The sequence below is a fragment of the Phenylobacterium sp. genome (genome assembly GCF_004299445.1).
Classification (GTDB): Bacteria; Pseudomonadota; Alphaproteobacteria; order Caulobacterales; family Caulobacteraceae; genus Phenylobacterium.
On record NZ_SCTC01000050.1, the window covers coordinates 92,716 to 116,178 of the forward strand.

The 23,463-nt window shown below is 67.5% G+C and carries 30 protein-coding genes; 17 read left to right on the plus strand and 13 right to left on the minus strand.

Features of this window, described 5'->3' with window-relative positions:
- The first annotated feature begins 33 nt into the window (after positions 1-33).
- Genes EPN98_RS13585 through pheT form a run of 3 tightly spaced genes read left to right on the plus strand, consistent with a single transcriptional unit; the run spans position 34 to position 3,091 of the window.
- A complete protein-coding gene (locus tag EPN98_RS13585; protein ID WP_293363318.1) occupies positions 34-387 on the plus strand; it encodes an ASCH domain-containing protein in 354 nt (117 codons plus the stop codon).
- Positions 387-719, plus strand: coding sequence for a DHCW motif cupin fold protein (locus EPN98_RS13590; RefSeq protein ID WP_293363320.1), 333 nt, complete (start codon positions 387-389; stop codon positions 717-719). The genes EPN98_RS13585 and EPN98_RS13590 overlap by 1 nt, the downstream gene beginning before the upstream one ends.
- A 2-nt stretch (positions 720-721) precedes the next feature.
- A complete protein-coding gene (gene pheT / locus EPN98_RS13595; RefSeq protein WP_293363322.1) occupies positions 722-3,091 on the plus strand; it encodes a phenylalanine--tRNA ligase subunit beta in 2,370 nt (789 codons plus the stop codon).
- A 12-nt stretch (positions 3,092-3,103) separates the two neighbouring features.
- On the opposite strand, the gene EPN98_RS13600 is transcribed toward pheT, so the two are convergent.
- Positions 3,104-3,607 carry a winged helix DNA-binding protein gene (locus tag EPN98_RS13600; protein ID WP_293363323.1) on the minus strand — a complete coding sequence of 168 codons (504 nt, stop codon included), beginning with the start codon at positions 3,605-3,607 and terminating at the stop codon, positions 3,104-3,106.
- 138 nt (positions 3,608-3,745) lie between these two features.
- Between EPN98_RS13600 and EPN98_RS13605 the strand changes: the two genes are divergently transcribed.
- The 6 genes from EPN98_RS13605 (at position 3,746) to EPN98_RS13630 (ending at position 10,103) form a co-directional block, all read left to right on the plus strand.
- Positions 3,746-4,978 carry a cytochrome P450 gene (locus EPN98_RS13605; protein ID WP_293363325.1) on the plus strand — a complete coding sequence of 411 codons (1,233 nt, stop codon included), beginning with the start codon at positions 3,746-3,748 and terminating at the stop codon, positions 4,976-4,978.
- Between the two features lie 56 nt (positions 4,979-5,034).
- A complete protein-coding gene (locus EPN98_RS13610) occupies positions 5,035-7,488 on the plus strand; it encodes a TonB-dependent receptor (protein WP_293363326.1) in 2,454 nt (817 codons plus the stop codon).
- 30 nt (positions 7,489-7,518) lie between these two features.
- On the plus strand, positions 7,519-7,911 hold the full coding sequence (locus EPN98_RS13615) for a nuclear transport factor 2 family protein (protein ID WP_293363327.1): 393 nt from the start codon (positions 7,519-7,521) through the stop codon (positions 7,909-7,911).
- Positions 7,912-8,188: 277 nt separating this feature from the next.
- Positions 8,189-8,893 (plus strand): PEPxxWA-CTERM sorting domain-containing protein, encoded by a 705-nt coding sequence (locus EPN98_RS13620; protein WP_293363328.1) that lies wholly within the window; start codon positions 8,189-8,191, stop codon positions 8,891-8,893.
- 94 nt (positions 8,894-8,987) lie between these two features.
- The gene (locus EPN98_RS13625) at positions 8,988-9,440 is read left to right on the plus strand and encodes a VOC family protein (protein ID WP_293363330.1); all 453 of its coding nucleotides are present in this window, start codon (positions 8,988-8,990) and stop codon (positions 9,438-9,440) included.
- A gap of 105 nt (positions 9,441-9,545) precedes the next feature.
- Positions 9,546-10,103: a TIGR00645 family protein gene (locus EPN98_RS13630; RefSeq protein WP_293363331.1), complete on the plus strand. Its 558-nt coding sequence runs from the start codon at positions 9,546-9,548 to the stop codon at positions 10,101-10,103.
- A 15-nt stretch (positions 10,104-10,118) separates the two neighbouring features.
- On the opposite strand, the gene EPN98_RS13635 is transcribed toward EPN98_RS13630, so the two are convergent.
- Positions 10,119-10,775, minus strand: coding sequence for a DUF1134 domain-containing protein (locus EPN98_RS13635; protein ID WP_293363332.1), 657 nt, complete (start codon positions 10,773-10,775; stop codon positions 10,119-10,121).
- A gap of 157 nt (positions 10,776-10,932) precedes the next feature.
- Here EPN98_RS13635 and EPN98_RS13640 point away from each other — a divergent pair, with 157 nt between their 5' ends.
- The gene (locus EPN98_RS13640; protein ID WP_293363334.1) at positions 10,933-11,703 is read left to right on the plus strand and encodes a pYEATS domain-containing protein; all 771 of its coding nucleotides are present in this window, start codon (positions 10,933-10,935) and stop codon (positions 11,701-11,703) included.
- Positions 11,704-11,764: 61 nt separating this feature from the next.
- Positions 11,765-13,570 (plus strand): translation elongation factor 4, encoded by a 1,806-nt coding sequence (lepA, locus tag EPN98_RS13645; RefSeq protein ID WP_293363335.1) that lies wholly within the window; start codon positions 11,765-11,767, stop codon positions 13,568-13,570.
- A 9-nt stretch (positions 13,571-13,579) separates the two neighbouring features.
- On the opposite strand, the gene EPN98_RS13650 is transcribed toward lepA, so the two are convergent.
- Complete coding sequence (locus EPN98_RS13650; protein ID WP_293363337.1) at positions 13,580-13,993, minus strand: DUF4279 domain-containing protein; 414 nt, start codon at positions 13,991-13,993, stop codon at positions 13,580-13,582.
- 163 nt (positions 13,994-14,156) lie between these two features.
- Here EPN98_RS13650 and EPN98_RS13655 point away from each other — a divergent pair, with 163 nt between their 5' ends.
- Entirely contained in the window at positions 14,157-14,414 is a 258-nt protein-coding gene (locus EPN98_RS13655; RefSeq protein ID WP_293363390.1) for an alkylphosphonate utilization protein, read from the plus strand.
- 10 nt (positions 14,415-14,424) lie between these two features.
- On the opposite strand, the gene EPN98_RS13660 is transcribed toward EPN98_RS13655, so the two are convergent.
- Positions 14,425-15,711 (minus strand): amidohydrolase family protein, encoded by a 1,287-nt coding sequence (locus EPN98_RS13660; RefSeq protein ID WP_293363339.1) that lies wholly within the window; start codon positions 15,709-15,711, stop codon positions 14,425-14,427.
- Between the two features lie 70 nt (positions 15,712-15,781).
- The gene (locus EPN98_RS13665; RefSeq protein WP_293363340.1) at positions 15,782-15,979 is read right to left on the minus strand and encodes a hypothetical protein; all 198 of its coding nucleotides are present in this window, start codon (positions 15,977-15,979) and stop codon (positions 15,782-15,784) included.
- 251 nt (positions 15,980-16,230) lie between these two features.
- On the opposite strand from EPN98_RS13665, the gene EPN98_RS13670 reads away from it, so the two are divergent.
- Together EPN98_RS13670 and EPN98_RS13675 are read left to right on the plus strand one after the other, a co-directional pair.
- Entirely contained in the window at positions 16,231-16,341 is a 111-nt protein-coding gene (locus tag EPN98_RS13670) for a hypothetical protein (protein ID WP_293363342.1), read from the plus strand.
- 3 nt (positions 16,342-16,344) lie between these two features.
- The gene (locus tag EPN98_RS13675) at positions 16,345-16,536 is read left to right on the plus strand and encodes a hypothetical protein (RefSeq protein ID WP_293363343.1); all 192 of its coding nucleotides are present in this window, start codon (positions 16,345-16,347) and stop codon (positions 16,534-16,536) included.
- Between the two features lie 23 nt (positions 16,537-16,559).
- Here EPN98_RS13675 and EPN98_RS13680 read toward each other — a convergent pair whose 3' ends face one another.
- The 6 genes from EPN98_RS13680 to EPN98_RS13705 form a co-directional block, all read right to left on the minus strand.
- A complete protein-coding gene (locus EPN98_RS13680; protein ID WP_293363344.1) occupies positions 16,560-16,763 on the minus strand; it encodes a hypothetical protein in 204 nt (67 codons plus the stop codon).
- Positions 16,764-16,765: 2 nt separating this feature from the next.
- Positions 16,766-17,044, minus strand: a complete 279-nt coding sequence (locus tag EPN98_RS13685; protein ID WP_293363346.1) for a hypothetical protein — start codon at positions 17,042-17,044, stop codon at positions 16,766-16,768.
- 16 nt (positions 17,045-17,060) lie between these two features.
- Positions 17,061-17,273, minus strand: coding sequence for a hypothetical protein (locus tag EPN98_RS13690; protein ID WP_293363347.1), 213 nt, complete (start codon positions 17,271-17,273; stop codon positions 17,061-17,063).
- Positions 17,270-17,452 (minus strand): hypothetical protein, encoded by a 183-nt coding sequence (locus EPN98_RS13695; protein ID WP_293363348.1) that lies wholly within the window; start codon positions 17,450-17,452, stop codon positions 17,270-17,272. Before EPN98_RS13695 ends, EPN98_RS13690 begins: the two co-directional genes overlap by 4 nt.
- A 32-nt stretch (positions 17,453-17,484) precedes the next feature.
- Positions 17,485-17,691 carry a cold-shock protein gene (locus tag EPN98_RS13700; RefSeq protein ID WP_293363349.1) on the minus strand — a complete coding sequence of 69 codons (207 nt, stop codon included), beginning with the start codon at positions 17,689-17,691 and terminating at the stop codon, positions 17,485-17,487.
- Between the two features lie 306 nt (positions 17,692-17,997).
- Positions 17,998-18,423, minus strand: a complete 426-nt coding sequence (locus tag EPN98_RS13705; RefSeq protein WP_293363351.1) for a tautomerase family protein — start codon at positions 18,421-18,423, stop codon at positions 17,998-18,000.
- 104 nt (positions 18,424-18,527) lie between these two features.
- Here EPN98_RS13705 and EPN98_RS13710 point away from each other — a divergent pair, with 104 nt between their 5' ends.
- Entirely contained in the window at positions 18,528-19,079 is a 552-nt protein-coding gene (locus EPN98_RS13710; protein ID WP_293363352.1) for a TetR/AcrR family transcriptional regulator, read from the plus strand.
- 19 nt (positions 19,080-19,098) lie between these two features.
- On the opposite strand, the gene EPN98_RS13715 is transcribed toward EPN98_RS13710, so the two are convergent.
- A complete protein-coding gene (locus EPN98_RS13715) occupies positions 19,099-20,676 on the minus strand; it encodes a winged helix-turn-helix domain-containing protein (RefSeq protein WP_366558479.1) in 1,578 nt (525 codons plus the stop codon).
- A gap of 85 nt (positions 20,677-20,761) precedes the next feature.
- Between EPN98_RS13715 and EPN98_RS13720 the strand changes: the two genes are divergently transcribed.
- Together EPN98_RS13720 and EPN98_RS13725 are read left to right on the plus strand one after the other, a co-directional pair.
- Positions 20,762-21,442, plus strand: coding sequence for a PEPxxWA-CTERM sorting domain-containing protein (locus tag EPN98_RS13720; protein WP_293363354.1), 681 nt, complete (start codon positions 20,762-20,764; stop codon positions 21,440-21,442).
- A 6-nt stretch (positions 21,443-21,448) separates the two neighbouring features.
- Positions 21,449-22,402 (plus strand): calcium-binding protein, encoded by a 954-nt coding sequence (locus tag EPN98_RS13725; RefSeq protein ID WP_293363356.1) that lies wholly within the window; start codon positions 21,449-21,451, stop codon positions 22,400-22,402.
- A gap of 9 nt (positions 22,403-22,411) precedes the next feature.
- Here the strand turns inward: EPN98_RS13725 and EPN98_RS13730 are convergent, their stop codons facing one another.
- Positions 22,412-23,440 (minus strand): hypothetical protein, encoded by a 1,029-nt coding sequence (locus EPN98_RS13730; RefSeq protein ID WP_293363357.1) that lies wholly within the window; start codon positions 23,438-23,440, stop codon positions 22,412-22,414.
- Positions 23,441-23,463 lie beyond the last annotated feature (23 nt).

A 23,463-nucleotide genomic window follows, 5' to 3' on the forward strand; every position in this document is an offset into this window, starting at 1 on the left:
CTCGAACGCTTCGCGTTCGGGGACAGCCCCCAGATGGCCGACGAACTGCTCGCGCTAGTTCTGGCCGGCGTGAAGACCGGCACCTGCTGGCCCGTCGCCGAGGGCCTGAAGGGGAGCGCCGACGGCGCGCGGTACGTCGTACTGGACAGCGCCGGGCATCCGCGTGCGCTGATCGAGTCCGTGCATCTGGAACAGAAGCGCTTCGACGAGGTCGACGCCGACTTCGCCCGCTCCGAAGGCGAGGGCGATCTCTCTCTGGAGACGTGGCGCCGCATCCACGAAGAGTGCTTCACGCGGCAAGACACGTATGCGCCTGACATGATGCTCTGGTGCGAGCGGTTCCGCCTGGTCGAGGTCATCGACGTCAAGACCGCGGGCGCACGCTGATGGAGCTGCCAGCCAGCACATTCGACGTCACCGACTGGTCGGCGATCGAACCGACCCGCCATCCCGGCGAGACGGGCGAAGCCCTGTGGCGCACTGTGATGCTGGGCGATGTCCGCATCCGGCGCGTGGACTACACGCCGGGCTACCTCGCCGACCACTGGTGCGATCGCGGCCACATCCTGTTCGTCCTCGCTGGCGAGCTCGACACCGAACTGAAGGACGGCCGCACGTTCAGGCTGACTGCCGGCATGAGTTATCACGTCTCCAATTTCGGCGACCCCGCGCATCGGTCTTCGACGACCGTCGGGGCGCAACTCTTCATCGTGGATTGACCATGAAGTTCACCCTTTCCTGGCTCAAAGAGCACCTCGACACCACGGCCGACGTCAGCGCGGTGGTCGAGGCCATGACCATGGCCGGCCTCGAGGTCGAGCATGTGGAAGACCCCGGCAAGAGACTGGCCGCCTTCACGGTCGCCAAGATCGTCGAGGCCGTGCAGCACCCCAACGCCGACAAGCTGCGGGTCTGCCAGGTCGACACCAAGGATGGCCGCCTCGAGATCGTCTGCGGCGCGCCGAACGCGCGCGCGGGCCTGACCACCATCTACGCCCCGATCGGCGCCTATGTGCCCGGCTCGGGCGTGACGCTGGAAGCGCGCCCGGTCCGCGGCGTGGTCTCCAACGGCATGCTGTGCTCGGCCCGCGAGCTGGAGATCTCGGAGGAGTCCGACGGCATCGTCGAGCTGTCGGACGATCTGCCCGTGGGCGCCAGCGCCGTCGAGGCATTCGGCCTGGAGGCCGCCATCGACTTCGAGGTGACGCCCAACCGGCCCGACTGGCTGGGCGTCCGCGGCATCGCCCGCGACCTGGCCGCCGCCGGCCTGGGGACGCTGAAGCCCGATACGACCGCGCCGGTGAAAGGAAGCTTCCCCTGCCCCATCGAGATCCGGGTCGACGGCGACGCCTGCCCGGTGTTCGCCGGCCGCCTGATCCGGGGCGTCAAGAACGGCCCCTCGCCGGCCTGGCTGCAGCAGAAGCTGGTCAGCGTTGGCCTGCGCCCCATCAACGCCCTGGTGGACGTGACCAACCTGGTCTCGCAGGACCGCTGCCGGCCGGCGCACGTCTATGACGCGGCCAAGCTCAAGGGCCCGGTCATCGAAGCCCGCCTGGGCCGCGAGGGCGAGAGCATCCTGGCGCTGGATGGCAAGACCTATGCGGTCGGCCCCGAGATCTGCGTCATCGCCGACGCCTCTGGCCCTGTCTGCCTGGGCGGCGTGATCGGCGGCCAGGACTCGGGCTGCTCGGACGAGACCACCGACGTGTTCCTGGAATGCGCCTGGTTCGACCCGATCCGCACGGCCCAGACGGGCCGCACCCTGGGGATCAACTCCGACGCCCAGTACCGCTTCGCCCGCGGCGTCGATCCGGAGTCCCCGGTCCCCGGCCTGGAACTCGCGACCCAGCTGATCCTGCAGCTCTGCGGCGGCGAGCCGTCCGAGGTGCGCGTGGCCGGCCATGCGCCCGCCCCGCCCAAGGCCATCGCCTTTGACCGCGGCTATGTGAAGAAGCTGTCGGGCCTCAACGTCCCGCCGTCCCGGATCGACGACATCCTGACCAAGCTGGGCTTCGCGGTGGACGGCGACGCGGTGACCCCGCCCAGCTGGCGCCGCGACGTGGAAGGCAAGGCCGATCTTGTCGAGGAAGTGGCCCGCATCGAGGGCTTCGACGCCCTGCCGGCCGAACCCCTGCCCGAGATCGCGCGCCCCGCCGGCGGCGTGCTGACGATCCGCCAGCGGCGCATGCGCGACGCCCGCCGCGCGCTCGCCGCCCGCGGTTATGCCGAGGCCATCACCTGGAGCTTCATGCGCCAGGAGTGGGCCGAGATGTTCGGCGGCGGCGACCCGAAGCTGGTGCTGACCAACCCGATCGCCTCCGACCTGTCGACCATGCGGCCCACCGCGCTGGGCAATCTGATCGACGCCGCCGCCCGCAACGCCCGCAAGGGCTTTCCCGATGCGGCCCTGTTCGAGGTGGGCCCCAACTTCCGCGGCGACCAGCCGGCCGACCAGTGGACGGCGGTCACCGCGCTGCTGGCGCCGCACTCGCCCAAGCACTGGGCGAAAGCCGGCGGCGATCCGCTGTTCGCCCTGAAGGCCGACCTGCTGGCGCTTCTCGACGAACTGGGCGCGCCGCAGCTGCAGGTGGTCCAGGGCCAGAACGCGGGTTGGTGGCACCCGGGCCGCTCGGCCCGCCTGCAGCTGGGCCCGAAGGTGGTGATCGCCGAGTTCGGCGAGCTGCACCCGCGCATCCTGAAGGCGCTGGACGCCGAGGGGCCGATGCTGGCCTTCGAACTCAGCCTGGATGCGATCCCCGAGCCCAAGAAGAAGGGCGTGAAGACCAAGGCGGCGCTGGAGCTGTCGCCGCTGATGCCGCTGACGCGCGACTTCGCGTTCCTGGTGGGGGCCGACACGCCGGCCGGCGACCTGGTCCGCCCGATCCTCGGCGCCGACAAGGCGCTGATCGCCGACGCGCGGGTGTTCGACGTCTACGCCGGAACCGGCGTGCCGGAGGGCCAGAAGTCGGTCGCCGTCGAAGTGGTGGTCCAGCCCCGCGAGAAGACGCTCACCGACGGCGAGATCGAGGCGCTGTCGGGCCGGATTGTGGGGGCGGTCGAGAAGGCGGTCGGAGCCAAGCTGCGGGGATAGGGCGACTTCGCCTTAGTCCAGGCCCGCCGAAATCTCACTGACACGGGCCAGGAAGTTGAGGCCCTGGGCGATCTCATCGTCGCTTAGGGGCGCGATGAGCTTGGCGATGTGCGCCACCCCGTTACCGATCATTGCCGCCAGGAATCGCTCACCCCTTGGGGTCAGCGTGACCACCTTCTCGCGCCCTGACGTCGGGTCCTCGTCGATGCTGACGAGCCCCGGTTCAGGCTGCGCCATCTGTCGGATGGCCTTGGAGATCGCCGAACTCGTGACGTCAAACCAGGTCGTGATCGAGGCCTCGATATCCTTGCGCCGCATCGAGCGCCCGTCGACGCCCTCCGAGTGGATCAGCCAGAGGATCACGGTCTGCTGACGGCTGATCGCGCCGCTGCTGAGGGCCGCCTCGGTCGCGAAGCCCACCCGATAGTGAAACGGATAGAACAGCTGGAGGAACTCTAGCGGCGCACGGGCCCGCAGGGTCTCTGCGGCGGCGACCTGCGTCTCTCGTTCGTCCACGCGACCCCCTCGACCCACGGCCTTCGGAACGACGGTTGACATACTTCGCATTTCGAAACAATGTCGCTCCGACACTATCTCTGTACGACATAATATAGTTGAGACACAAATGGTCTCGGCCAGCTTGGGGGAGACGGAGTGGCTGTAGCTGAGATGGCGATTCAGGCGGCGCGGTTGAACAGCCCGGAGGTGATCGCAAACCCTTATCCCTACTACGACCAGCTTCGCGCCGCGTCGCCGGTTCATGGCTATGTGGATCTGCCGCCCGGGACAGTGCCCGGTCAGGATGAGCCCAAGATCAGCTGGGCCGTGCTGCGCCATGCGGACGTCGTGGAGGCCGCGCGCGATGCGCAGACGTTCTCGTCGGCGGACCCGCTGCAGGCCGAGAGCACGGCGCCGACGCTGATGCTGGTCAACGACGATCCACCGCGGCATTCCAAGCTTCGCGCCATCGCCCACAAGGCCTTCACGCCGCGCCGGATCCTGGAAAAGGGGCCCTGGGTCGCGCAGGTCGCGGCCGAGATCCTGGCGCCCTGCGGCGGCCGCTGCTTTGATTTCATGACCGACGTGGCGCCCGTGCTCCCGGCGCGGGTGATGGCGAAGGTGATCGGCGTAGACGACGCCCAAGCTCCGCGGTTTCGCAACTGGGCGACCGCGTTCATGCTTTCAGCCGACCTGACGCCGGCGGCCCGCGAAGCCAGCAACCGCGAGGTCGCCGCCTTCTTCGTCGATCATGTGAACCGCCGATACGCCCTGATCGAGCGTGGCGGCGACCCGCCGGATGACCTGGTCACCGCGCTCATCCTCGAAGACTCGGACGGCCAGCGGCTGACCCGCGACGAGGTCACACGCTTCTGCATCACGCTGCTGGTCGCGGGTGCGGAAACCACGACCTTTCTACTGGGCAACCTGGCGGCCACGCTCCTGGAGCAACCGCAACTGTTCAGCGCGATGCGGGCCGACCGCTCGCTGATCAAGCCCTTCATCCAGGAAGTGTTGCGACGCTCCGGCCCGCCGCAGCGCCTGTTCCGGATCGCGACCCGCGACACACGCCTTGGCTCGGCGGACATCAAGGCCGGCGATTGGGTGGCGCTCTTCTTCGCCGCCGCAAACCATGACCCCGAGGTCTTTGAAGATCCGGGCGCGTTCCGGCTCAACCGGCCCAACGCGAACCAGCAGCTGACCTTTGGCCACGGCATCCATCACTGCCTTGGGGCCGGCCTCGCGCGGCTGGAGGCGGAGTGCCTGCTCAGCGCCCTTCTCGATGGTTTCGCCGGCCTTGAGCCTGGCGACGGGCCACCGGTCCGACAGACCGCCAGCTTGCTGAACTACGGCCTGGAACGCTGTCCGGTCCGCCTGATTCCCGGCTGAGACGGCCACCGAACGCACCAAACAAGAAAATCAGACTGCCTGGGGAGGCCACCACCATGAAGCGTCATGACCTGAAGCTGTTCTTGTCCGCATCCGTCCTGTCGATCGCCTTCAGTGCGCCTGGCATGTCCTACGCACAGGACTCCGCTCAGCTTGACGAAGTCGTGGTCACCGCCCAACGGCGCGAAAACAATCTGCAGGACGTTTCGGCCGCCGTCTCCGCCCTCACTGCGGCGCAACTGGCGGAACGCAACCTCGCCAACATGCAGGACGTCGGGGCGCTGAACCCGGCCCTGCAGGTCTCGATCTATCAGGGTGAGGCCTCGGTCTTCATTCGGGGTATCGGCACGCCGATCATCGTGGGCGGCTCCGAGAGCTCGACGGCGACCTACCTGGACGGGGTCTATGTCGCCCGCCCGGCAGCGGCGGCGGCGGCATTCTTCGATCTCGGCAATGTGCAGATCCTTCGCGGCCCCCAAGGCACGCTCTACGGCCGCAACGCCACCGGCGGGTCGGTGCTGCTCACTTCACGCCCACCCGGCGACGTCTTCGAGGCCGAAGCCCGCCTAACCCTCGGCAACTACGATCGAATGGCGGCCTTTGGCGCGGTCAGCGGCCCCCTGAGTGATCGCTTGAGCGCCCGGTTGTCGGTACAGCTGGAGAATCGGGACGGCTACACCACAGTCACTCGTCCGAACGGGTCAAAGACGGATGTCGAGGATCGACGGGATCTGACGTCGCGCCTGGCCTTGCGCCTGAGGGCCGCCGACGATCTGACCCTGGACGCCACCGTCGACTACTACCGCGCCCGCGACCGGTCTCAGGTCTTCCAGTACGTGGGCCGCGGGTATGCCGATCTGCTGGCCAGCCCTGCCACCTACTACACCCTGTTTCCGATCATCCAGCCCTGGCTGGCGTTCAACTCAAGCGGCCGCCAGAGCCCGCCACTCTCCCGAAATGAGTTTGGCGACCTGAACTACTTCAACAGGCCGGAGATCTGGGGCGCGACGGGCAAAGCGACGTATCAGCTGGGCAAGGCCGAACTGTCTGCGATCACCGGCTATCGGCGTACTCGAACGAACTTCCGGGACGACATCGACCTCACCGACGCCTTCGCGTCCTCGATCACGCGCACGGAACGCCACTGGCAGTTCACCGAGGATCTGCAGGCCAACATCGAATTCTCCGAACGCTTCTCCGCCATCGCCGGCGCTTCCTACCTGAAGGAGAGCGGGCGCCTGACGAATGAGTTCGACGGCCCGTTCTTTCCTCCCCTTCTTCAAGGACTGTCAGCGCAGCTGCCTTTCCTGGGCATCCCCACCACGGGGTATGGTCCAGGCTGCTGCCAGTTGCGACTGAACGGCGAGACCGGGACACGCGCGCTTTCCGCGTTCGTGGATGGCCGGTTCAAGCTCACCGAGCGCCTACAACTGACCGGCGGCGTTCGCTACAGCCACGAGCGCCGGACGGGCGCCCAGGAGTTCGGCGTATTCAGATCTCCGGTTCCCAACGCCCTGCTCGGCGCCCTCGGGTTCTACAACGTCGGCGATCTGCAGCCGGTGACGTTCAAGGCGACAACACCGCATGTGGCCCTCGAGTACCAGGCCACGGAAACCCTCTTCGTCTACGCGAGCGCGAACCGCGGCTTCAAGGCGGGCGGCTTCAACATCGGCAGCCCGCAGAACACGCCCTACAATCCGGAAAAGATCTGGTCGTACGAGGTGGGCGCCAAGTCGGAGCTGTTCAACCGACGTCTTCGTGTCAACGCTGCCGCGTTCTACTACGACTACTCGGACCTGCAGGTGCAGGACAGCGTCGGCCAGTCAACCATCATCCGCAACACGGGTTCGGCGACGATCAAGGGGTTTGAGGTAGAAGCCCTGGCCCGGCCGACATCCCGGCTGGAACTCGAGGTCGGCTTCAGCTGGCTGGACGCGCAATTCGACAGCTTCAACCTGATCGAGCCGAACCGACCCGTGCTCTACAATCCCTTCACCCCCAGCGTAGGGCCCGTGGCCGCGCCGTTGTTGACGCCGGGATCAAAGATCGTCTCCTTCTCCCCGACGTTCGGTCTCGTTCCGGTCGGCGCGCCACCCGGCTTCACGCCCGGAACGCCCTTCATTCAAAGCTACTCCGCCGTCGTCGATCTTGGCGGCAACCGCCTGCCACGGGCGCCGCGCTTCAAGGCCTCCGCAAGCGCCAGCTACAGCTTTCAGGTCGGCTCCGGCGAGCTGAAGGTCCGCGCGACCTACGCGTGGCAGGATGATGTCTTCTTCACCGTCTACAACATCCCGACCGCCGCCCAGGACGCCTACGGCGAGTTGAAGATGCGCGCCACCTATCAGCCGAATGACGCCGACTGGTCGGTCTCTGTATTTGGCGAGAACCTCTCGAATGAGAAGGCGCTCACCAACGGCATCATCACAGGCCAAGTCTATGGCGGCATCGTCATCGGAAACATGATCCCGCCACGAACGGTAGGGCTCGAACTGAACATGAAGTTCAGGTGACACCCCGTCTCAATCTTGAAAGTTCACGGCATGACTCCGATCGAGACCACCAAATCGGTCTTTGCTGCGTTCGGCGCGGGCGACGTCGAGGCGATCGTCGCCCTCCTGGACCCCGATATCGAAATCGAATTCTACGGGCCTTCGATCATTCCGTACGCGGGTCACTATCGCGGCAAGGCGGAGGCTCGGCGCTTCTTCGAGACCGTGCTGTCGTCGGTCGATATCCATCAGTTCGATCCTCTCGACTTCTTCGGGGAGGGGGACAAGGTGACGGTGACGGGTCACCTGCGTCTGACGGCACGGTCCACGGGCGGTGAAATCGAGTCCGACTTCGCCCACGTGATCACGGTTCGCGGCGAGAAGTGGCTGCGGTTCCGCGACTTCATGGATACGTCTGTCGCCGTCGCGGCGTTCTCGGCCTGAGCTGCACCGCCTATGCTGGTGGTGCGGCATGGACCTGGTCCGGCATCTGCGGCGCAGTCGGTCCCTGGTCGCCAAGTCCGTCGCCATCAGGCAGTGATCCGGCCGCGGGACGGACTCATGGCGCCCGACGCGTGGTCCAGCCCAGCCAGGCGTCGGGTCGTATGACCGGCATACGACCGGAGTCCAATTGATGGCTGCGACATGAGCGCACTACCTGAGCGCCTCATCTTGAGGAGGGTGCGCTTTGGAAACTTCCCTGACTTCGGCGAAGCTTCGCTTGAGCTTCGCGGCCCTGTCGGCGGGCGCCTTGCTCAGCGCAGGACCGGCGACGGCGGCCATCACCTGGTTCGCCCCGGTGGACAGCACCGGCAAGAGCAGCGACGTGATCAACACCGGCGAGTTGCTCGACGCGGGGACCTTCGGCGCCACGACGACTGTCAACGGCGTGACTTTCCAGAACATCGGGCTCGGCGTCCCGAACACGTCGAACTATGGCGTCCTGTCCAACTACGGACAGTTCTCGTCGGACTGGGATCCGGAGTACCGCACCCTGGTGGCGTCGACGGCGTACTTCGTGCTGCCCACGCAGGTCGAGCTGCAGCTCGGAACGCTGGCGGCGGGGAAGTACATGATGCAGCTGTTCCTGCCCCAGTGGGACGCCAACTGGGCGACAGCCTTCTCGCTCAACGGCGTCTTTTCGGCGCCGGTCCAGGCCGGCGGCGCGCTGGCCGGCGGCCCGAACTACCCGGGACGCACGATGCCGCAGTGGGTGAAGGTGGAGTTCGATGCGGACGGGGTCACCGAGTACGCGATCCGCACGGAAGGCGTGACCCGATACCAGCTGCTGTCGGCCTTCCAACTCCGCACCGTGCCGTCCACCGGCGCCATTCCGGAACCATCGACCTGGGCGATGATGATCCTGGGCTTCGGCCTGGCGGGCGCCGCATGTCGCCGACGCAAACAGGCGGCCTGCGCGGCCTGACCCCGCGGACGAGCCGGGCACATAAGCTCCGGCATCCGTCGATGAGCGCGCGCCGTTGACTTCCGCGCAGGTCACAATGGCCTGATCGCACCCCATGGAAGTCAACGGCGTCGCACATACCTTCATCACGGCGGGCGATTTCGAGAGGTCGGTCGCCTTCTACCGGCAACTGCTGCCGTTCCTGGGCATGCGCGAGGTGGCCGACAGCGCCGACACTTACTACTGCGTCGGCGGCCGAACCGGCTTCGGCATCCGTCGCCCCGATCCCGAGCACGCCGGCGCCCGGTTCGTGCAGTTCCGGGTGGGTCTGCATCACCACTGCTGGCGCGCCCGCGAGAAGGCCGACGTGGACGCGCTGTACGTCTTCCTGCAGTCGATCGGCGCCAGGATCGTCCACCCGCCACAGGACGAGCCCTGGGCGCCCGGCTACTACGCCGTGCTGTTCGAAGACCCCGACGGCATCCGATTGGAACTCAACCACGTGCCGGGTCGCGGGCTGTTCGACACGGAAACGCAGCGGGTCGGGGCGTCGCTGGACGGGCGCTAAGCCCTCCCCCAGAGGACAGCTTCATCCAGGATGATGCTGGGGCCGCAGACGCAGGCCGACGCCCGCCGCCTTGCGCGCGCGCCACAAGCGCGATCAGGTAGGCCCATGGACAAGCTCGAACCGTCCGCCCGCATGGCGAAGCGCAAACCGTCGGCGGAGCTCCTCCTGGAGCTCTGGCTGTTCCGGGCCCGCTGGCTGATGGCGCCGTTCTACGTGGGCTTGGTGTTCGCGCTCGCCGCGCTGTTCGTCGTATTCGTCCAGGCGGCGATCAAGGACCTCTCGCATCTGGGCGACATGTCGCCGGAAGCGGCCATCCTGATGGCCCTGACGCTCATCGACCTGTCCCTCGCCGGCAATCTGCTGCTGATCGTGATCTTCTCGGGCTACGAGAACTTCGTCTCAAAGATCGACACCGGCGACGACGAAGATCGGCCGGGATGGATGGGCACGGTGGACTTCTCCGGCCTGAAGCTGAAGCTCGTGGCGTCGATCGTCGCGATCAGCGCCATCGCGCTGCTGAAGGCGTTCATGGAGCTCGCGGAAGGCAAGGACATTTCCGACCGCCATCTGGCGTGGCTGGTCGGAATCCACGTCGTGTTCGTGGTGTCCGGCGTTCTGCTGGCCCTGATGGATTGGCTGGTCGGCAAGACCCATAAGTCGTGACGTCCCCGCCGAGCGCTAGAACGGGATGACGCTCCGCTTCCGGGTATAGGCCAGGTAACCCACGTTGGCGCCCAGGCGCAGGCCGACGCCGGCGCGGATGGGAGCCAGGGTGACATCCTCGGCGCGCTGGTAGTTCACGCCCAGGCCGCCCACCAGATAGGCGGTGCCCTCGACGCCCGGGAAGCGCTGGAAGATCGCCTCGGGCACATGCAGGTTGTAGCAGAGGGTGAAGACCCGGCTGGCGTTGCCGCCCCAGTCCCAGCCCACCGACGGGCCCTGCCAGAAGACCTCCATCGGGGTCTTGTCCTTCATGTACAACAGGCCGCGGCCGTAGCGCAGACCCAGGACGAACGAGCCCGAGCCCTCTTCGCCGGCGATGTAGGCCGTGGGCCGGCCGTTCTTGGCGAACAGCCGCTCCACCGCCGCGCCCGCCGCCTCGGCGGTGACGCCCAGAAAGTCCGAGACGTTCCGGACGATTTCGTCCTGGCTGTAGGTGCCCGCCTCGCCTGCCGGGGCGCCGGAGGGGCCGGCCGAGGGGTACGCCGGGGTCGAGTTCGGAGGCGGCGGAGCTTCGGCCGGCGGCAGCGGCTGCGACGAAACGGTCTGGGCCCGGGCGAGCGTCGGGGCGCTCAGCGTCACCAGGCCAGAAACGATCAGTTTGCGACGATCCATGGGCGCGTCTTTCGCCTCCACCTAAGTCAGAATCATGTCCCGCCCAGGGGTCTTGGATGGCCGACGTCGCCTTAACGGCCGATTAACCACGTTCGTCAGCGGGCCGCGGAACGCTTCCAGATTGCGTAACGATGGTTTTCCACTCATGGTGACGGTTATGGCCAAGGGAACGCCACCCGCCGCAGGCGAGAGCCGACCGGACTTCTCGAAGTTCGGGACTGTCGGCTTTGTGCTGATCGCCGCGGCCCTGCTGCTCTATGGCCTCAACGTCTTTGACGTTGTCGACGAACCGATCGGCAACGACCTGCTGATCATCGGCGGCGCAGGCGCGCTGTTCCTTCTGCTGGCCAACATCGGACCGCTGATCGAGTCGCTGAAGTGGGGCAAGGACGGCCTGGAGCTGAACTTCAACAGCGCCATCAACGCCGACGTACAGCGGCTGACCGCCAAGGTCGGCGAGCTGGAAATCAAGGTCGACGAATGCTGCGGCCAACAGAGCGCCGCCCCCACGTCCCGGCGCCTGACCGCCGGCGCCCCCGCGCCAAAGCTGGAAGCCCCTCACAAGAGCCGGCCGGTCCTCGATCCGGACGACAAGAACAGCGGCCGTTTCGGCGGGACCGACCACGCCGGCGGCTTTCGCCTGAGCGCTTCCTTCGAGGGCGGCGGCGACTGGGCGACCGTGAACCTGGCCGTCACTGCGGACGGCGCCGTCGCCGACCTGCGGCCCGGCGAAGCGGTGGAATTCCACCTGCACGAGACCTTCCCGACGCCGATCATGCGCAGACCGCTTCGCGATGGGGCGGCGCACCTGAGCTTCACATGCTGGGGCGGCTTCACGGTGGGGGTCTGGATCCCGTCGCGCGGGATCGAGCTTGAGCTCAATCTGGCCCACGCGCCGGGCGCGCCCAAGGTGATCCGCGAGCACTGAGGCCGCCGCGACAGCCCGGCCGCTATGTTGCGCCTGCGAATGTGGTAGAGGGGCGCGCAAGATGACCACGCCTCTGTCCCACATCCGCAACTTCTCGATCGTCGCGCACATCGACCACGGCAAATCCACGCTGTCGGACCGGCTCATCCAGGAGACCGGCGCGCTGACCCTGCGCGAGATGACCGAGCAGGTGCTCGACAACATGGAGATCGAACGCGAGCGCGGGATCACCATCAAGGCCCAGACCGTACGCCTGGAATACAAGGCCGACGACGGCGAGACCTACATCCTCAACCTGATGGACACGCCCGGGCACGTCGACTTCGCCTATGAGGTCAGCCGCTCGCTCGCCGCCTGCGAGGGCTCGATCCTGGTCGTGGACGCCTCGCAGGGCGTCGAGGCCCAGACGCTGGCCAACGTCTACCAGGCCATCGACAACAACCACGAGATCGTGCCGGTCCTGAACAAGATCGACCTGCCGGCAGCCGAGCCCGACCGGGTGCGCCAGCAGATCGAGGACGTGATCGGGCTGGACGCCTCGGACGCCGTCGAATGCTCGGCCAAGACCGGCCTGGGCATCCACGACGTGCTGGAAGCCGTCGTGAAGCGCCTGCCGCCGCCCAAGGGCGACCCCGACGCGCCGCTGAAGGCGCTGCTGGTCGACGCCTGGTACGACGCCTATCTGGGCGTGATCGTGCTGGTGCGGGTGATCGACGGCACGCTGCGCGCCGGCCAGCGCATCCGCATGATGCAGCAGGGCTCCACCCACCTGATCGACCGCATCGGCGTCTTCAAGCCCAAGCGGACCGACCTTGAGTCGCTAGGCCCCGGCGAGATCGGCTTCATCACCGCCCAGATCAAGGAAGTCGCCCACGCCGCCGTCGGCGACACGATCACCGACGAAAAGCGGCCCGCGGCCCAGGCCCTGCCGGGCTTCCGCGAAGTCCAGTCGGTGGTGTTCTGCGGCCTCTTCCCGGTCGATGCAGCGAAGTTCGAGGACCTGCGCGCCGCCATCGGCCGCCTGCGCCTGAACGACGCCAGCTTCACCTACGAGATGGAGACCAGCGCCGCCCTGGGCTTCGGCTTCCGCTGCGGGTTCTTAGGGCTGCTGCACCTGGAGATCATCCAGGAGCGCCTGTCCCGCGAGTTCGACCTGGACCTGATCGCGACCGCGCCGTCGGTGGTCTATAAGATCGGCCTCACCAACGGCGAAGAGATCGAGCTGCACAACCCGGCCGACCTGCCCGACCCGGTGAAGATCGCCACCATCGCCGAGCCCTGGATCAAGGCCACGATCCTGACGCCCGACGAGTACCTGGGCTCGGTGATCAAGCTCTGTCAGGACCGCCGTGGCAGCCAGCGCGAGCTGAGCTACGTGGGCTCCCGCGCCCTGGTGGTCTACGACCTGCCGCTGAACGAGGTGGTGTTCGACTTCTACGACCGCCTGAAGTCGATCTCGAAGGGCTATGCGTCGTTCGACTACCAGATCGAGGACTACAAGGTCGGCGACCTGGTGAAGATGTCGATCCTGGTGAACTCCGAGCCGGTGGACGCCCTGTCGATGCTGGTCCACCGCGACCGCGCCGAGGCCCGTGGGCGCGGCATGGTCGAGAAGATGAAGGACCTCATCAACCCGCACATGTTCCAGATCCCGATCCAGGCGGCGATCGGCGGCCGGATCATCGCTCGGGAAACCGTCCGCGCGCTGCGCAAGGACGTCACGGCCAAGTGCTACGGCGGCGACGCCAGCCGCAAGCGCAAGCTGCTCGACAAGCAGAAGGCCGGCAAGAAGCGCATGCGCCAGTTCGGCAAGGTCGAGATCCCGCAGGAAGCCTTCATCGCCGCCCTGAAGATGGATGCGGACTAGAGAGCGACCCTAGTCATCGAGCGGCGCGTAGATATCCAGGTCGAGTTCAAGGCCTCGTAGCCCGATTGCTGCCAGTGTCGCGGGCGACAGGGTGCTGCCGTCGTTGCCGGATTCAAGGAAGAGGCCGCAGAATATGTCGCCGCGATACCGCGCCGACAGTTCCCTCCATGTCTCAAGGTCGGAGGTCAGACGGCTCAATAGCTCAAGGATCTGGCCGTCCAGATCGCCGGGCTGTCGGCGATCGACCTGGAGCCTCCAACTGCCTGTTCGAGCAATCTTCTCGACGCCGCGGGACGTGAGCCAGACGCCGCCCTTCCGCACGCCGATGGTCGGTGGGGCGCCTATCCTCAAGGTGATTTCCTGAGGATCGAGGTCATCCCCGAAGAAACGAAGCGACGCAGCCGTTTCTCTCAACCTACCCAATACGGATACTCCAGGCCCTTGATCTCATGGCTAGCATTCTGCCTGCCGCCGAAAGCCACTCAAGATTGGCGCGAACGGGACTGACCCTCTATGACCCGGCCAAGGCAACGGGGGCCACATGAGCAGCGACGAATTCGTCTACGACGAGGCCACCGGCGAGTGGATCAGCGCCGCCGAGGCCGCCACTCAGGCGGCGGCCGCCTCGCAGGTCGAGGTGCGCGACGCCGTCGGCAATCTGCTGGCGGATGGCGACAAGGTCACCCTGGTCAAGGATCTGCCGGTCAAGGGCGCGGGCATGACGCTGAAGCGCGGCACGGTGATCCGGTCCATTCGGCTGACCGGCGACCCGCAGGAGATCGATTGCCGGCACGAGAGCATCAGGGGCCTGGTCCTGCGGGCCGAGTTCGTCCGCAAGGTCTGACGGCCGGTCCTTAGGGCGCCACCAGCCGGCCGCCCTTCAACACCCCGGCCACGCGCTCCAGCACGCGCACGTCGGCCAGCGGATCGCCCTCGACGGCGACGAGGTCGGCGGCGAAGCCCGGCGCGGCCTGGCCGAGGTCGCGCTCCATCCCCAGCGCCGCGGCCGATTCCAGGGTGGCCGCCCGGATCGCCTGGGCCGGGGTCATGCCGTAGCGCACCATGTAGGCGAACTGCCGCGCGCCCAGGCCGTAGGGGTAGACTCCGGCGTCGGTGCCGAAGCTGAGCTTCACGCCCGCCGCCACGGCCTTGCGGAAGCCCTCGCGCTGGACGTCGGTGGTCTCGCGGTTCTTGCGCAGATACTCGGCCGGCCAGCCTTCCTTCGTGCCGAACTCCTCGATCCAGTCGCCGTTGTAGATGTCCATGTCGAGCCAGACGCCGCGCGCCTTGGCCAGGGCGATCCCCTCGTCGTCGATCAGGCTGGCGTGCTCGATGGTGCGCGCGCCGGCGCGGATCGCGGCCTTCACGCCCTCGGCGCCGTGGGCGTGGGCGATGCAGTACTTCCCAAGGGCCTTGGCCTCGTCGCAGGCCGCCTTGATCTCGGCCTCGGTCAGTTCCAGCGCGCCGGGCTCGCTGCCCACGGCCAGCACCGCGCCGGTGGCGATGATCTTGATGAAGTCGGCCCCGCCGCCGATCAACCGCCGCACGGCGGCGCGCGCCTGGGCCGTGCCGCGCACCTCGCCCATCCGGAACTCCGGCGGCGCGACCTGGCCCGTCTTGAGGCCCGTCACCGCCCCGCCGCCGCCCGGCGTGGTGATGTAGCCGCCCGCCACGATCATCCGCGGCCCGTCGACCCATCCCCGGGCGATGGCGTCGCGCAGGGTCACGTCCGACAGGCCCCGGTAGGCGCCCACGTCCCGTACGGTGGTGAAGCCTGAGCGCAGCATGACGCCCGCCGTCTCAGCGCCCTTGAGCGCTGTCTCGGCAGGTCCGTGCTTCAGGGGCTCAGCCGGGTCGTTGGATTGCCCGAAGCCGTCGGCCACATGGGTGTGCAGGTCGATCAGGCCGGGAAGGACGGTGTAGCGCGACCAGTCGAGGATCGGGCCGTCGGCGGGCGGGCCCGTCCAGGGGCCGACCGCCGCGATCCGCCCGTCGACAATCGTCAACAACCGGTCGGGTTGAACCTCTCCGCGCGCGACATCCACGAGATGGCCGGCGCGAATGTACTGGGGCGCGGCGTGCGCCGCCGCGATCCCGGCCAAGGCCAATGCGACGCCGATCAGCGCCGTTCTCCAGCCCATGCGAAACTCCCCCAGCCAACGAATGCCGGAGGCTTTCCGACTCCCGGGCCGGGAGCAAGTTGTTCTCAGATCAGGCGGCTGTGGCCTTCGCGTAGCGGGCGGCGCGGTCCACGGCGCGCGCTTCTTCCTGTTCGGCCAGGACGCTCCAGACGCGGGCGGCCTGCTCGTGCTTCGCGCGCACCTGAGCCAGCGGCGTCGCGGCCCCGGCCGTCACTTCGGCCAACGCGCGGGCGCGGTACTCTTCAGACCGGATCGGATACTGGGTCACGCAGGCTCCTTCGCAATGCGCGGCAAGTCGATCGCCGCGCCCACCTGCTTAATATATGTATGACCCGACACATTTTCCAGACCTGAAGCTTGGAATCACGAATTCCTCGAAATTTCTTACCAGTCTAAGAATCATTTTTGCGACTTGGGATTTAACCCCCGACGATTGATGCATGGGCGTGATATGCTTCTCGACATCTTGGATATTTCATACTTCCGCCGCTAGACGGCCCGAAATCTTGGAGACAACACATGGCGAAGGGTCAGAAGCGGTCCAGCAAGGAACTCCGCAAGCCCAAGCAGCCGGCGCCGAAACCAGCCGAGGTCGTGCGCGTACTGGGCGTTGCCCAGCGGAAGGCCTGAGCCGTGGGCCTGCGATCCTGGCTGGGCAGCCTGCGTGAAGACGACGCGGCGGTGCGCTCGGAAATCTGGCGGCTGGGCAACGCCCATCGCGGCGAGCCCCTCGAAGGCGCCCGGCGTGAACTGAGAGACCCGGGGATCAGCTCGGCGCGGGCGTTGCTGCTGCGCGCGTGCATCCGCCAGCTCGAAGCGCGATAGCGACGACCGGCGAACGCGGCCGGTCAGAGGATGCGGTCGCCACCCTGGCGCACGAGGAAGGCCGAGCCCGCCGCGGTGATATCCCAACCCTGCCGGCTACGGCTGGCCAACCCCAGCTCGACCAGTTGCTGGGCGTCGGCGATGCGCAGGAACGGGGTGACGTTGCCAGCGTGCTTCTCGGAGAGGTTTCGTAGCGCGAGCAGCTCGCCTTCGGTCAGGGCGCGCACGATCAGAACCTGACGTCCACGAAGACTTCGCCGCCGCCGGTGGAATGGCCCACCATCGTCAGGCGGACCTCTTCGCCACCTTCGAGCACCAGCACGCCTTCGCCGGCCTGGAAGGCCTGCAGGGCCAGTTCGGGATCAATGGTGATGGAGCCCCGAAGCCGGTTGACGCCCAGGCGCAGGCGCGTGGGGTCGCCCTCGATCGCATAGTCGGCGACGCCTGTGTGGCCCAGGAAACGAATGGATCCCACGCCGTGGACGACGGGCAGTTTCTTGCGGATCAACGGCCGGCTCCTGAACCTAAAAGACGGTGGTGGAAACGCCCCAAAGGCGCCGGTTTATGTCCCCGGCAAGGTCTTCGGCCTCGGCGCGCGTGACGCCCGGCCGCAGATCCAGGGTGAACAGGGAATTGCTGTACGAGGAGGGCTGACCATGGGTCGGCTCGAAGGCCAGATAGGGGGCGCCGTCCTCGCGGATCTGCACCGTGCATCGGTGCTGCTGTTCGGGGCTCATTGCAGGATGCTCCTGTCGCCCTTCGCGAGGCGGCGGTTGAGGCGCTGGATCAGGTCGTCGGCGTCGAGCCAGGCCATTCCGGCCTGCTCGGCGCCGGCAAGCACCACCGCCTCGCCCGTCCATCGGTCGAACACCGTCCAGCCCTGGGGGTCGCGTCTCGTGTCGTAGTGGATCGCCACGTTTGGTCGCCTCCAGGGCGCAGACGTCGGCGTCAGGCCTGGAGCTGGCCGGCGGCCATCTTGCCGCTCTTGCGGTCCTGCTCGAGTTCGAAGCTGATCTTCTGGCCTTCGTTCAGCGACGACATGCCCGCGCGTTCCAGCGCCGAGATGTGCACGAAGACGTCGTTGCCGCCGTCATCGGGCTGGATGAAGCCGAAGCCCTTTTGGCCGTTGAACCATTTCACGACACCAGTTTGCATAATGATCTCCTCGATCATGAGTTTTCGCGCCCGAAATGGGCTTGAAGATCAAATTTTCGAAGAGGATCGAAGGCAAACATTGCGCTGAATTCAATGAATTCCGCGTGCATGTCGCCGAGCCATAGCGATATTTGACCGGATGGAGATGCACCCGATCCGGACTCTAAGCAAGGAATATATGGAAGAAACTTCCAGACCCGAAGCGATATCGAGGAAATCTCAATCAAATCACGCTCTGCGCAAGCAAAGCTGTACTGGTGACCCTGAGCCGGGATCGGAGGGCCGGCGCCCTCCGATCCATGAACATCAGCGCCCTGTCAGCGGCGTCGGCCGGTTCTCTGCGATCCAGCGCTTTTCGTCCTCCGTGCCGGCCATCGGCGGCCGGATGCCCTGGATCGACCACAGCTCGAACGACGTCTCGTCGATGTGGAACTCCCAGTCGAAACCCTTGTCGCGGATGAAGGGCGCCAGCGCCTCGTCGCACTGGCCGATCCACCAGGTTCGCGCCTCGGCGGTCGGCAGTGTTCGGGCGATATGGTCCACCCAGATGCGCACGAAGTTGGTCGCCGGCTGGCCGCCCACGAAGAACGAGTCGGCGGCGACCTCCTGGAACACCACCCCCACGTAGAACTTGGGCAGGCGCGAGTAGAGGGCCGTGATCCGCTCGGAGAGTTGCTGCTTCTCGTCGGCCGTGAAGGCGCCGACCGGGTGATAGATTTTCCAGAGCGGCATCGCCGTTCCCCTTCTTTAATTTGATGACATTCATCATCATAATGGACAGAGCGCCTGTCAACGGCAATAATGACGACCGTACGCATAACTGTCGGATGGAGCCGATGCGGATCAGCAAGGAACAGGCGGCGGAGAACCGCGAGCGGGTGGTCGAGGCGGCCTCAGGCCTGTTCCGCGAGCGCGGCTTCGACGGCGTGGCCGTGGCCGACCTGATGCGCGCGGCGGGGTTCACCCACGGCGGCTTTTACAACCACTTCCCGACCAAGGAGGCGCTGTCGGCCGAAGCGCTGGGCCGCGCCTTCGACGACATGGCCACCGTGCGCGCCAAGGCGGCCGACATGGCCGAGATGCTGAGGGGCTATCTCTCCCGGGCCGCGCGGCGGACGCCAGGAAAGAGCTGCCCCGCCGCCGCGCTGGCCGGAGACGTGGGGCGCCAGCCCGCGCCCGTGCGCGAGGTCTTCGCCGACGGCGTCGAAGGCATGATCGAGAGTTTCGCCGCTCAGATCGGCGGACCCGACGCCCGCGCCCGCGCCACGGTGCTGCTGTCGCAGATGGTCGGTGGCGTGATGCTGTCCCGCGGCGTCCCCGACGACCACCCCCTGGCCGACGAGATCCTCAACGCGACCCTGGCCCGTTGCCTGGCCGACCTCGCCTGAGGGGATCCCCGAAATCGGCTCAGGCCGTTCGCTGGAAGTCGGGCGTCTTGCCCACGGCCCGCCAATAGTCCGCAAGGCCGATACGCCGGACCAGATCGCCAAATCGGGGGTCGCTGCGCAGCACCCCGGTGACCGGCACGAACAGCATATGCGTCTTGCGGCGGCGCTGGTCGTCGACGACCACCTGTCCCGGGCGCCAGCGAACACTGGCCATCAGCGGCCCCTCCTCCAACAGATAGGCCTGTGCGACGTCGTACGCCCGGTCCACCGCGCCCAGGCCGCTGAGCAGCAGCAACGCGTTGATCGAATTGCTAGGGCCGCGCACCACCTCGCCCAGCAGTCGGCTCACCGCGGCGTCGACCTCGGCCCGGCGACCGCTGCCAATCGCGGCGGTGGCCAACTCCAGCGTCTGGACCATCCAGTCCGGCAGAGGGGGTCGCCCGGCGGCGTCTCGGACATGCGCCAGCGCCCGCTCGGGCCGGCCCGTGAAGGCCAACGTCCACAGGCGCGCGAACCACACCGCCGGATGCTTGGGCCATAGCTGCATGGCTCGATCGGCCGCCCGGTCGGCCTCTTCCACGCGCCCGAGGATCCAGTAGGCATAGATCAGGCGGTACTGGACACCGACATGCAGCGGCTCGCGGGGGGAGAACGCCAGCCGCATACGAACGCTTTCGCCCACGCGCCCGACCGCGACCAGCAGGAAGGCCAATTCGTCAAGCGTCGGGAGGTGGTCTGGCGCGACCTTCAGCACCTCGCGCATCCGTTGTTCGGCCGCCAGCCAGTCGCCGAAGTACGGAGGGACAATCGCCAGCGCGGACAGCGCGTCGATCTGGCGTGGATCGAGCGCGAGCGCGCGGCGCGCGGCGTTCTGCACCGCGGCCAGCGCACCGGGGGCCTGACCGGGCGGCGAGGCGTCAACGAGGGTGACATTCGCCAGAGCCAGGCGGCCCCAGGCGGTGGCGTCGCGGGGCGCCAGGGCCACCGCCTGCTCCAGTAGTTGCACCGCGCGCGCCGAAGCCTCGGGAGTCCTCATGCGCGCAGCTTCTTCGCTACGGGCGATGAGGTCCTGACGCGCGGCGTCGGCTCCACGCCTATCGATCGCCAGCCAGCTCAGCGCGCCGGCCGCGAGCACAGCCCCGGCGCCGCCCAGGACGTGGCGTCGTGACCGGGCGCCGGCGACGCGGCCCTGGACCGCCGCCGTCTGCGGCGCGGACGACACCAATCGATAGCCGGTTCGCGGCACGGTCTCGATCGTGAAGCTCTCGGCCGCGACATTGCGGGCGACCCGGCGGATGTCGGCGACAGCGCGATTCAGGCTGTCGTCGCCCACCACCGCATCGCCCCAACAGCGCTGGAAGATGTCCTGCCGGGTGACCACTGCGCCGTCCGCGTCCGACAGGGCCAGCAGGACCTGCATGGTGCGCGGCTCGAGGGCGGCGACGCCGCCTGGCCCCCGGACGACGCGCGTAGAGGGACTGACCTGCGCGGAGCCGAGCGGGAAGTCCTGGCGACCCGCAAGTTCAGCGACCGTAAGCCGTTCCGTTTGCCGTCTATCGAGCAACCCCGGCTCCCCCCGTCGGGCCTTCGTCGGCAAATCCTCAGGTCTCCATCATGGCCTGCTCGCAACCCGGCCCGCAAGCATGCGGCGTTTCGTATCGCCAAGCGGAGTTCGTATCGACATGCCTGCCGCCCGCACCAAGCTCGCCGCCCTGACCGCACTTGCAGCGTTCGCCGGCGTCCCATTGCCAGCCCACGCCGCCGTCACCGACGCGGCCGGTGATTATCTCGCCACTTACACGGGCCCCCAGGCCGGCGACCTGGACCTGCTCGAGGTTGACGCCGCGCTCGGGGCGTCCGAGGTCGGTTTCCGCGCGGTTCTCAACGGGGACGTCGGAACCACGGCGGGGGCGTTTGTGGCCTTCGGGGTGAACCGCGGCGCCGGCACGGCGGGACTGTTCCAGCTGAATGCGCCGAAGATCGGAGCACATGCGCTGCATGACGCCGTGGTGCTGCTGCGGCCCAACCTGACAGGTACGGTCGTCCTGATCGGAGCCGGCGGCGCGCTGACGTTCACCAGCCTGGCCCCCGGCTCGATAAGCGTGTCAGGCGACACGATCACGGGCCTCGTGCCGCTCTCGATGCTGCCGACCACCGGGTTCGCCGCGGCCGACTACACCTATGTGGCCTGGACACGCAGCGGACCGGGCTCGAACGCCCTGGTGGCGGACTTCGCCCCCGGGAGCACCACGTTCAGCGCGACCGTGCCGGAGCCCGCGGCATGGGGCCTCATGATCCTGGGCTTCGCGGCTTGTGGCGGAGCCCTCCGCCAGCGGCGCTTCCTCGCGGCTCAGGTCGCGTAACCGGCCATGGCTGAGTTCTTCGGAACGGCCGGGGACGATGTTCTCGACACCGACCCCGGCCACAGTCTGAACCGCAACGACATCCTCTGGGGTCTCGGCGGCGACGACAGGCTGCTGGAAGGCAGCGGAAACGACACCCTGATGGGCGGCGAGGGCAACGACACCTTGAGCGGCGGCCCTGGCGACGACCTTCTGGACGGCGGCGAAGGGTTCGATGTTGCCAGCTACGAAGTCGCGCCCCACGCCATGGACCTGACACTGCCCCTTTCAGGCCCGATGGTGGCCGGGGCGAGCATCGACACACTGCGCAGCATCGAGGGTCTTCGGGGAAGCAGCTTCGATGATCTGTTACGCGGCAATGAAGCCGACAACCGGATCTATGGAGGCCCCGGCGGCGACGTCATCAGCGACCCCGGCGGCGCCAACTATCTGCGGGGCGAAGACGGCGACGACGTCATCACGGGAGGTTCGGGCTTCGACGACATCAACGGCAACATGGGCAATGACACCGCCCAGGGCGGCCTGGGCCAGGACTGGGTCGTCGGCGGCAAGGACAATGACAGCCTCTCCGGCGGCGCCGACTATGACCTCGTCTACGGCAATCTCGGCGCCGACACCTGCGACGGCGGCGAGGGCAACGACATCATCCGCGGCGGCCAGGACAACGACGTGGTCCGCGGCGGCGACGGCGACGACTACGTCTCGGGTGACCGCGGCGACGACACCATGACCGGCGACGCCGGCGCCGACACCTTCCACAGTTTCGGCGAGGCGGGCATCGACCGCGTCACCGACTTCAGCCTGGCCCAGGGCGACCGCGTCCAGCTCGACCCCGGCACCCAGTACACCCTGGCACAGGTCGGCGCCGACACGGTGATCAGCATGACAGGCGGCGGCCAGATGATCCTGGTGGGGGTGCAGCTCAGCACGCTCACGCCCGGCTGGATCTTCGGGTTCTGACGCCCTCCGTTATTCGCCGACGTCGACCTTCTCGGGCGCCTTGCCTTCTCGCTCGGCCTGGCGCGCGCCGCCCAGGATGCCGGGCAGGGCGTAGTTCCCCTCGTGGCAGGCGTACTCGTAGACTGGACCCTTGGCCGTGTTCAGCGGCATCTCGCCCCGCCAGGGCTGCGTGTAGACCGACGGATCGTCGACGGTGAACTGGTAGAGAATCTGGCTGTCCGAGATGCGGGTGAAGCGCTCGGTCACCTTGGCGTCCTTCGAGACGAAGAAGGTCGTCGGGATGCCTGGCCGCAGCTGTTCGCCCGGGTTGAAGTGGGTGGTCTCGACCACCAGGGTGTCGCCCTCCCAGTGGCCCACGCTGTCGCCCATCCAGAGGCGAACATGCGCCGGCGGCCGGGTCTTGTCGGCCAGTCGGATGATCCGGGCGTCGTGGTTCATCTCGACCACGATGACCACGTGATCCTTGGCCTGCTGGATCTGGTAGGTGTTGTTGTAGAGGACGTTCATCATCGGCGGCCCGGCCGTCGAGCCGAAGCCCATCAGGCAGCGCTCGGCCACCTGCCTGGCCTCCGGGCCGTCGAAGTTGGTCTGGATTTTCACCACCTCGGCCATGAACTTCTTCCGGCCCTCGGCGCTGTAGGGCAGCTTGCCGTCGGCCGGGTCGACGATCCACGACGAGCGCCGCTCGCCAGCGATCTCGCCGACCCGTGTGCCGGGGTCGATCCAGAAGGCGTTGTAGCCGCCTACGTCCTGGCCCGCCTTGGGCGCGGGGGCGTTGGGATCCGTGTCGCGCGCGTCGGACGAGCGCATCCTCGCATAGCCCTGCTCCAGGGCCTTGGCCTGCGCCTCCGAGATCACCAGGTCCTTGAACTGCGCCGGACGCTCCAGCTGGGTCACCGAGGCGTTGGTCCACGTGCCGGAGAAGTCGGGCTGGCCGAAGCCGTTGCGCGGGGCCTTGTAGCCGCCGGCCGCCGCCGGGGCCGCCACGGCCGCAGCCATCAACAGCGCCGCCGCCAGGCGCAGGGTCGAAGCCGCCATCTCGTCCTCCCCAGGATCGGTCG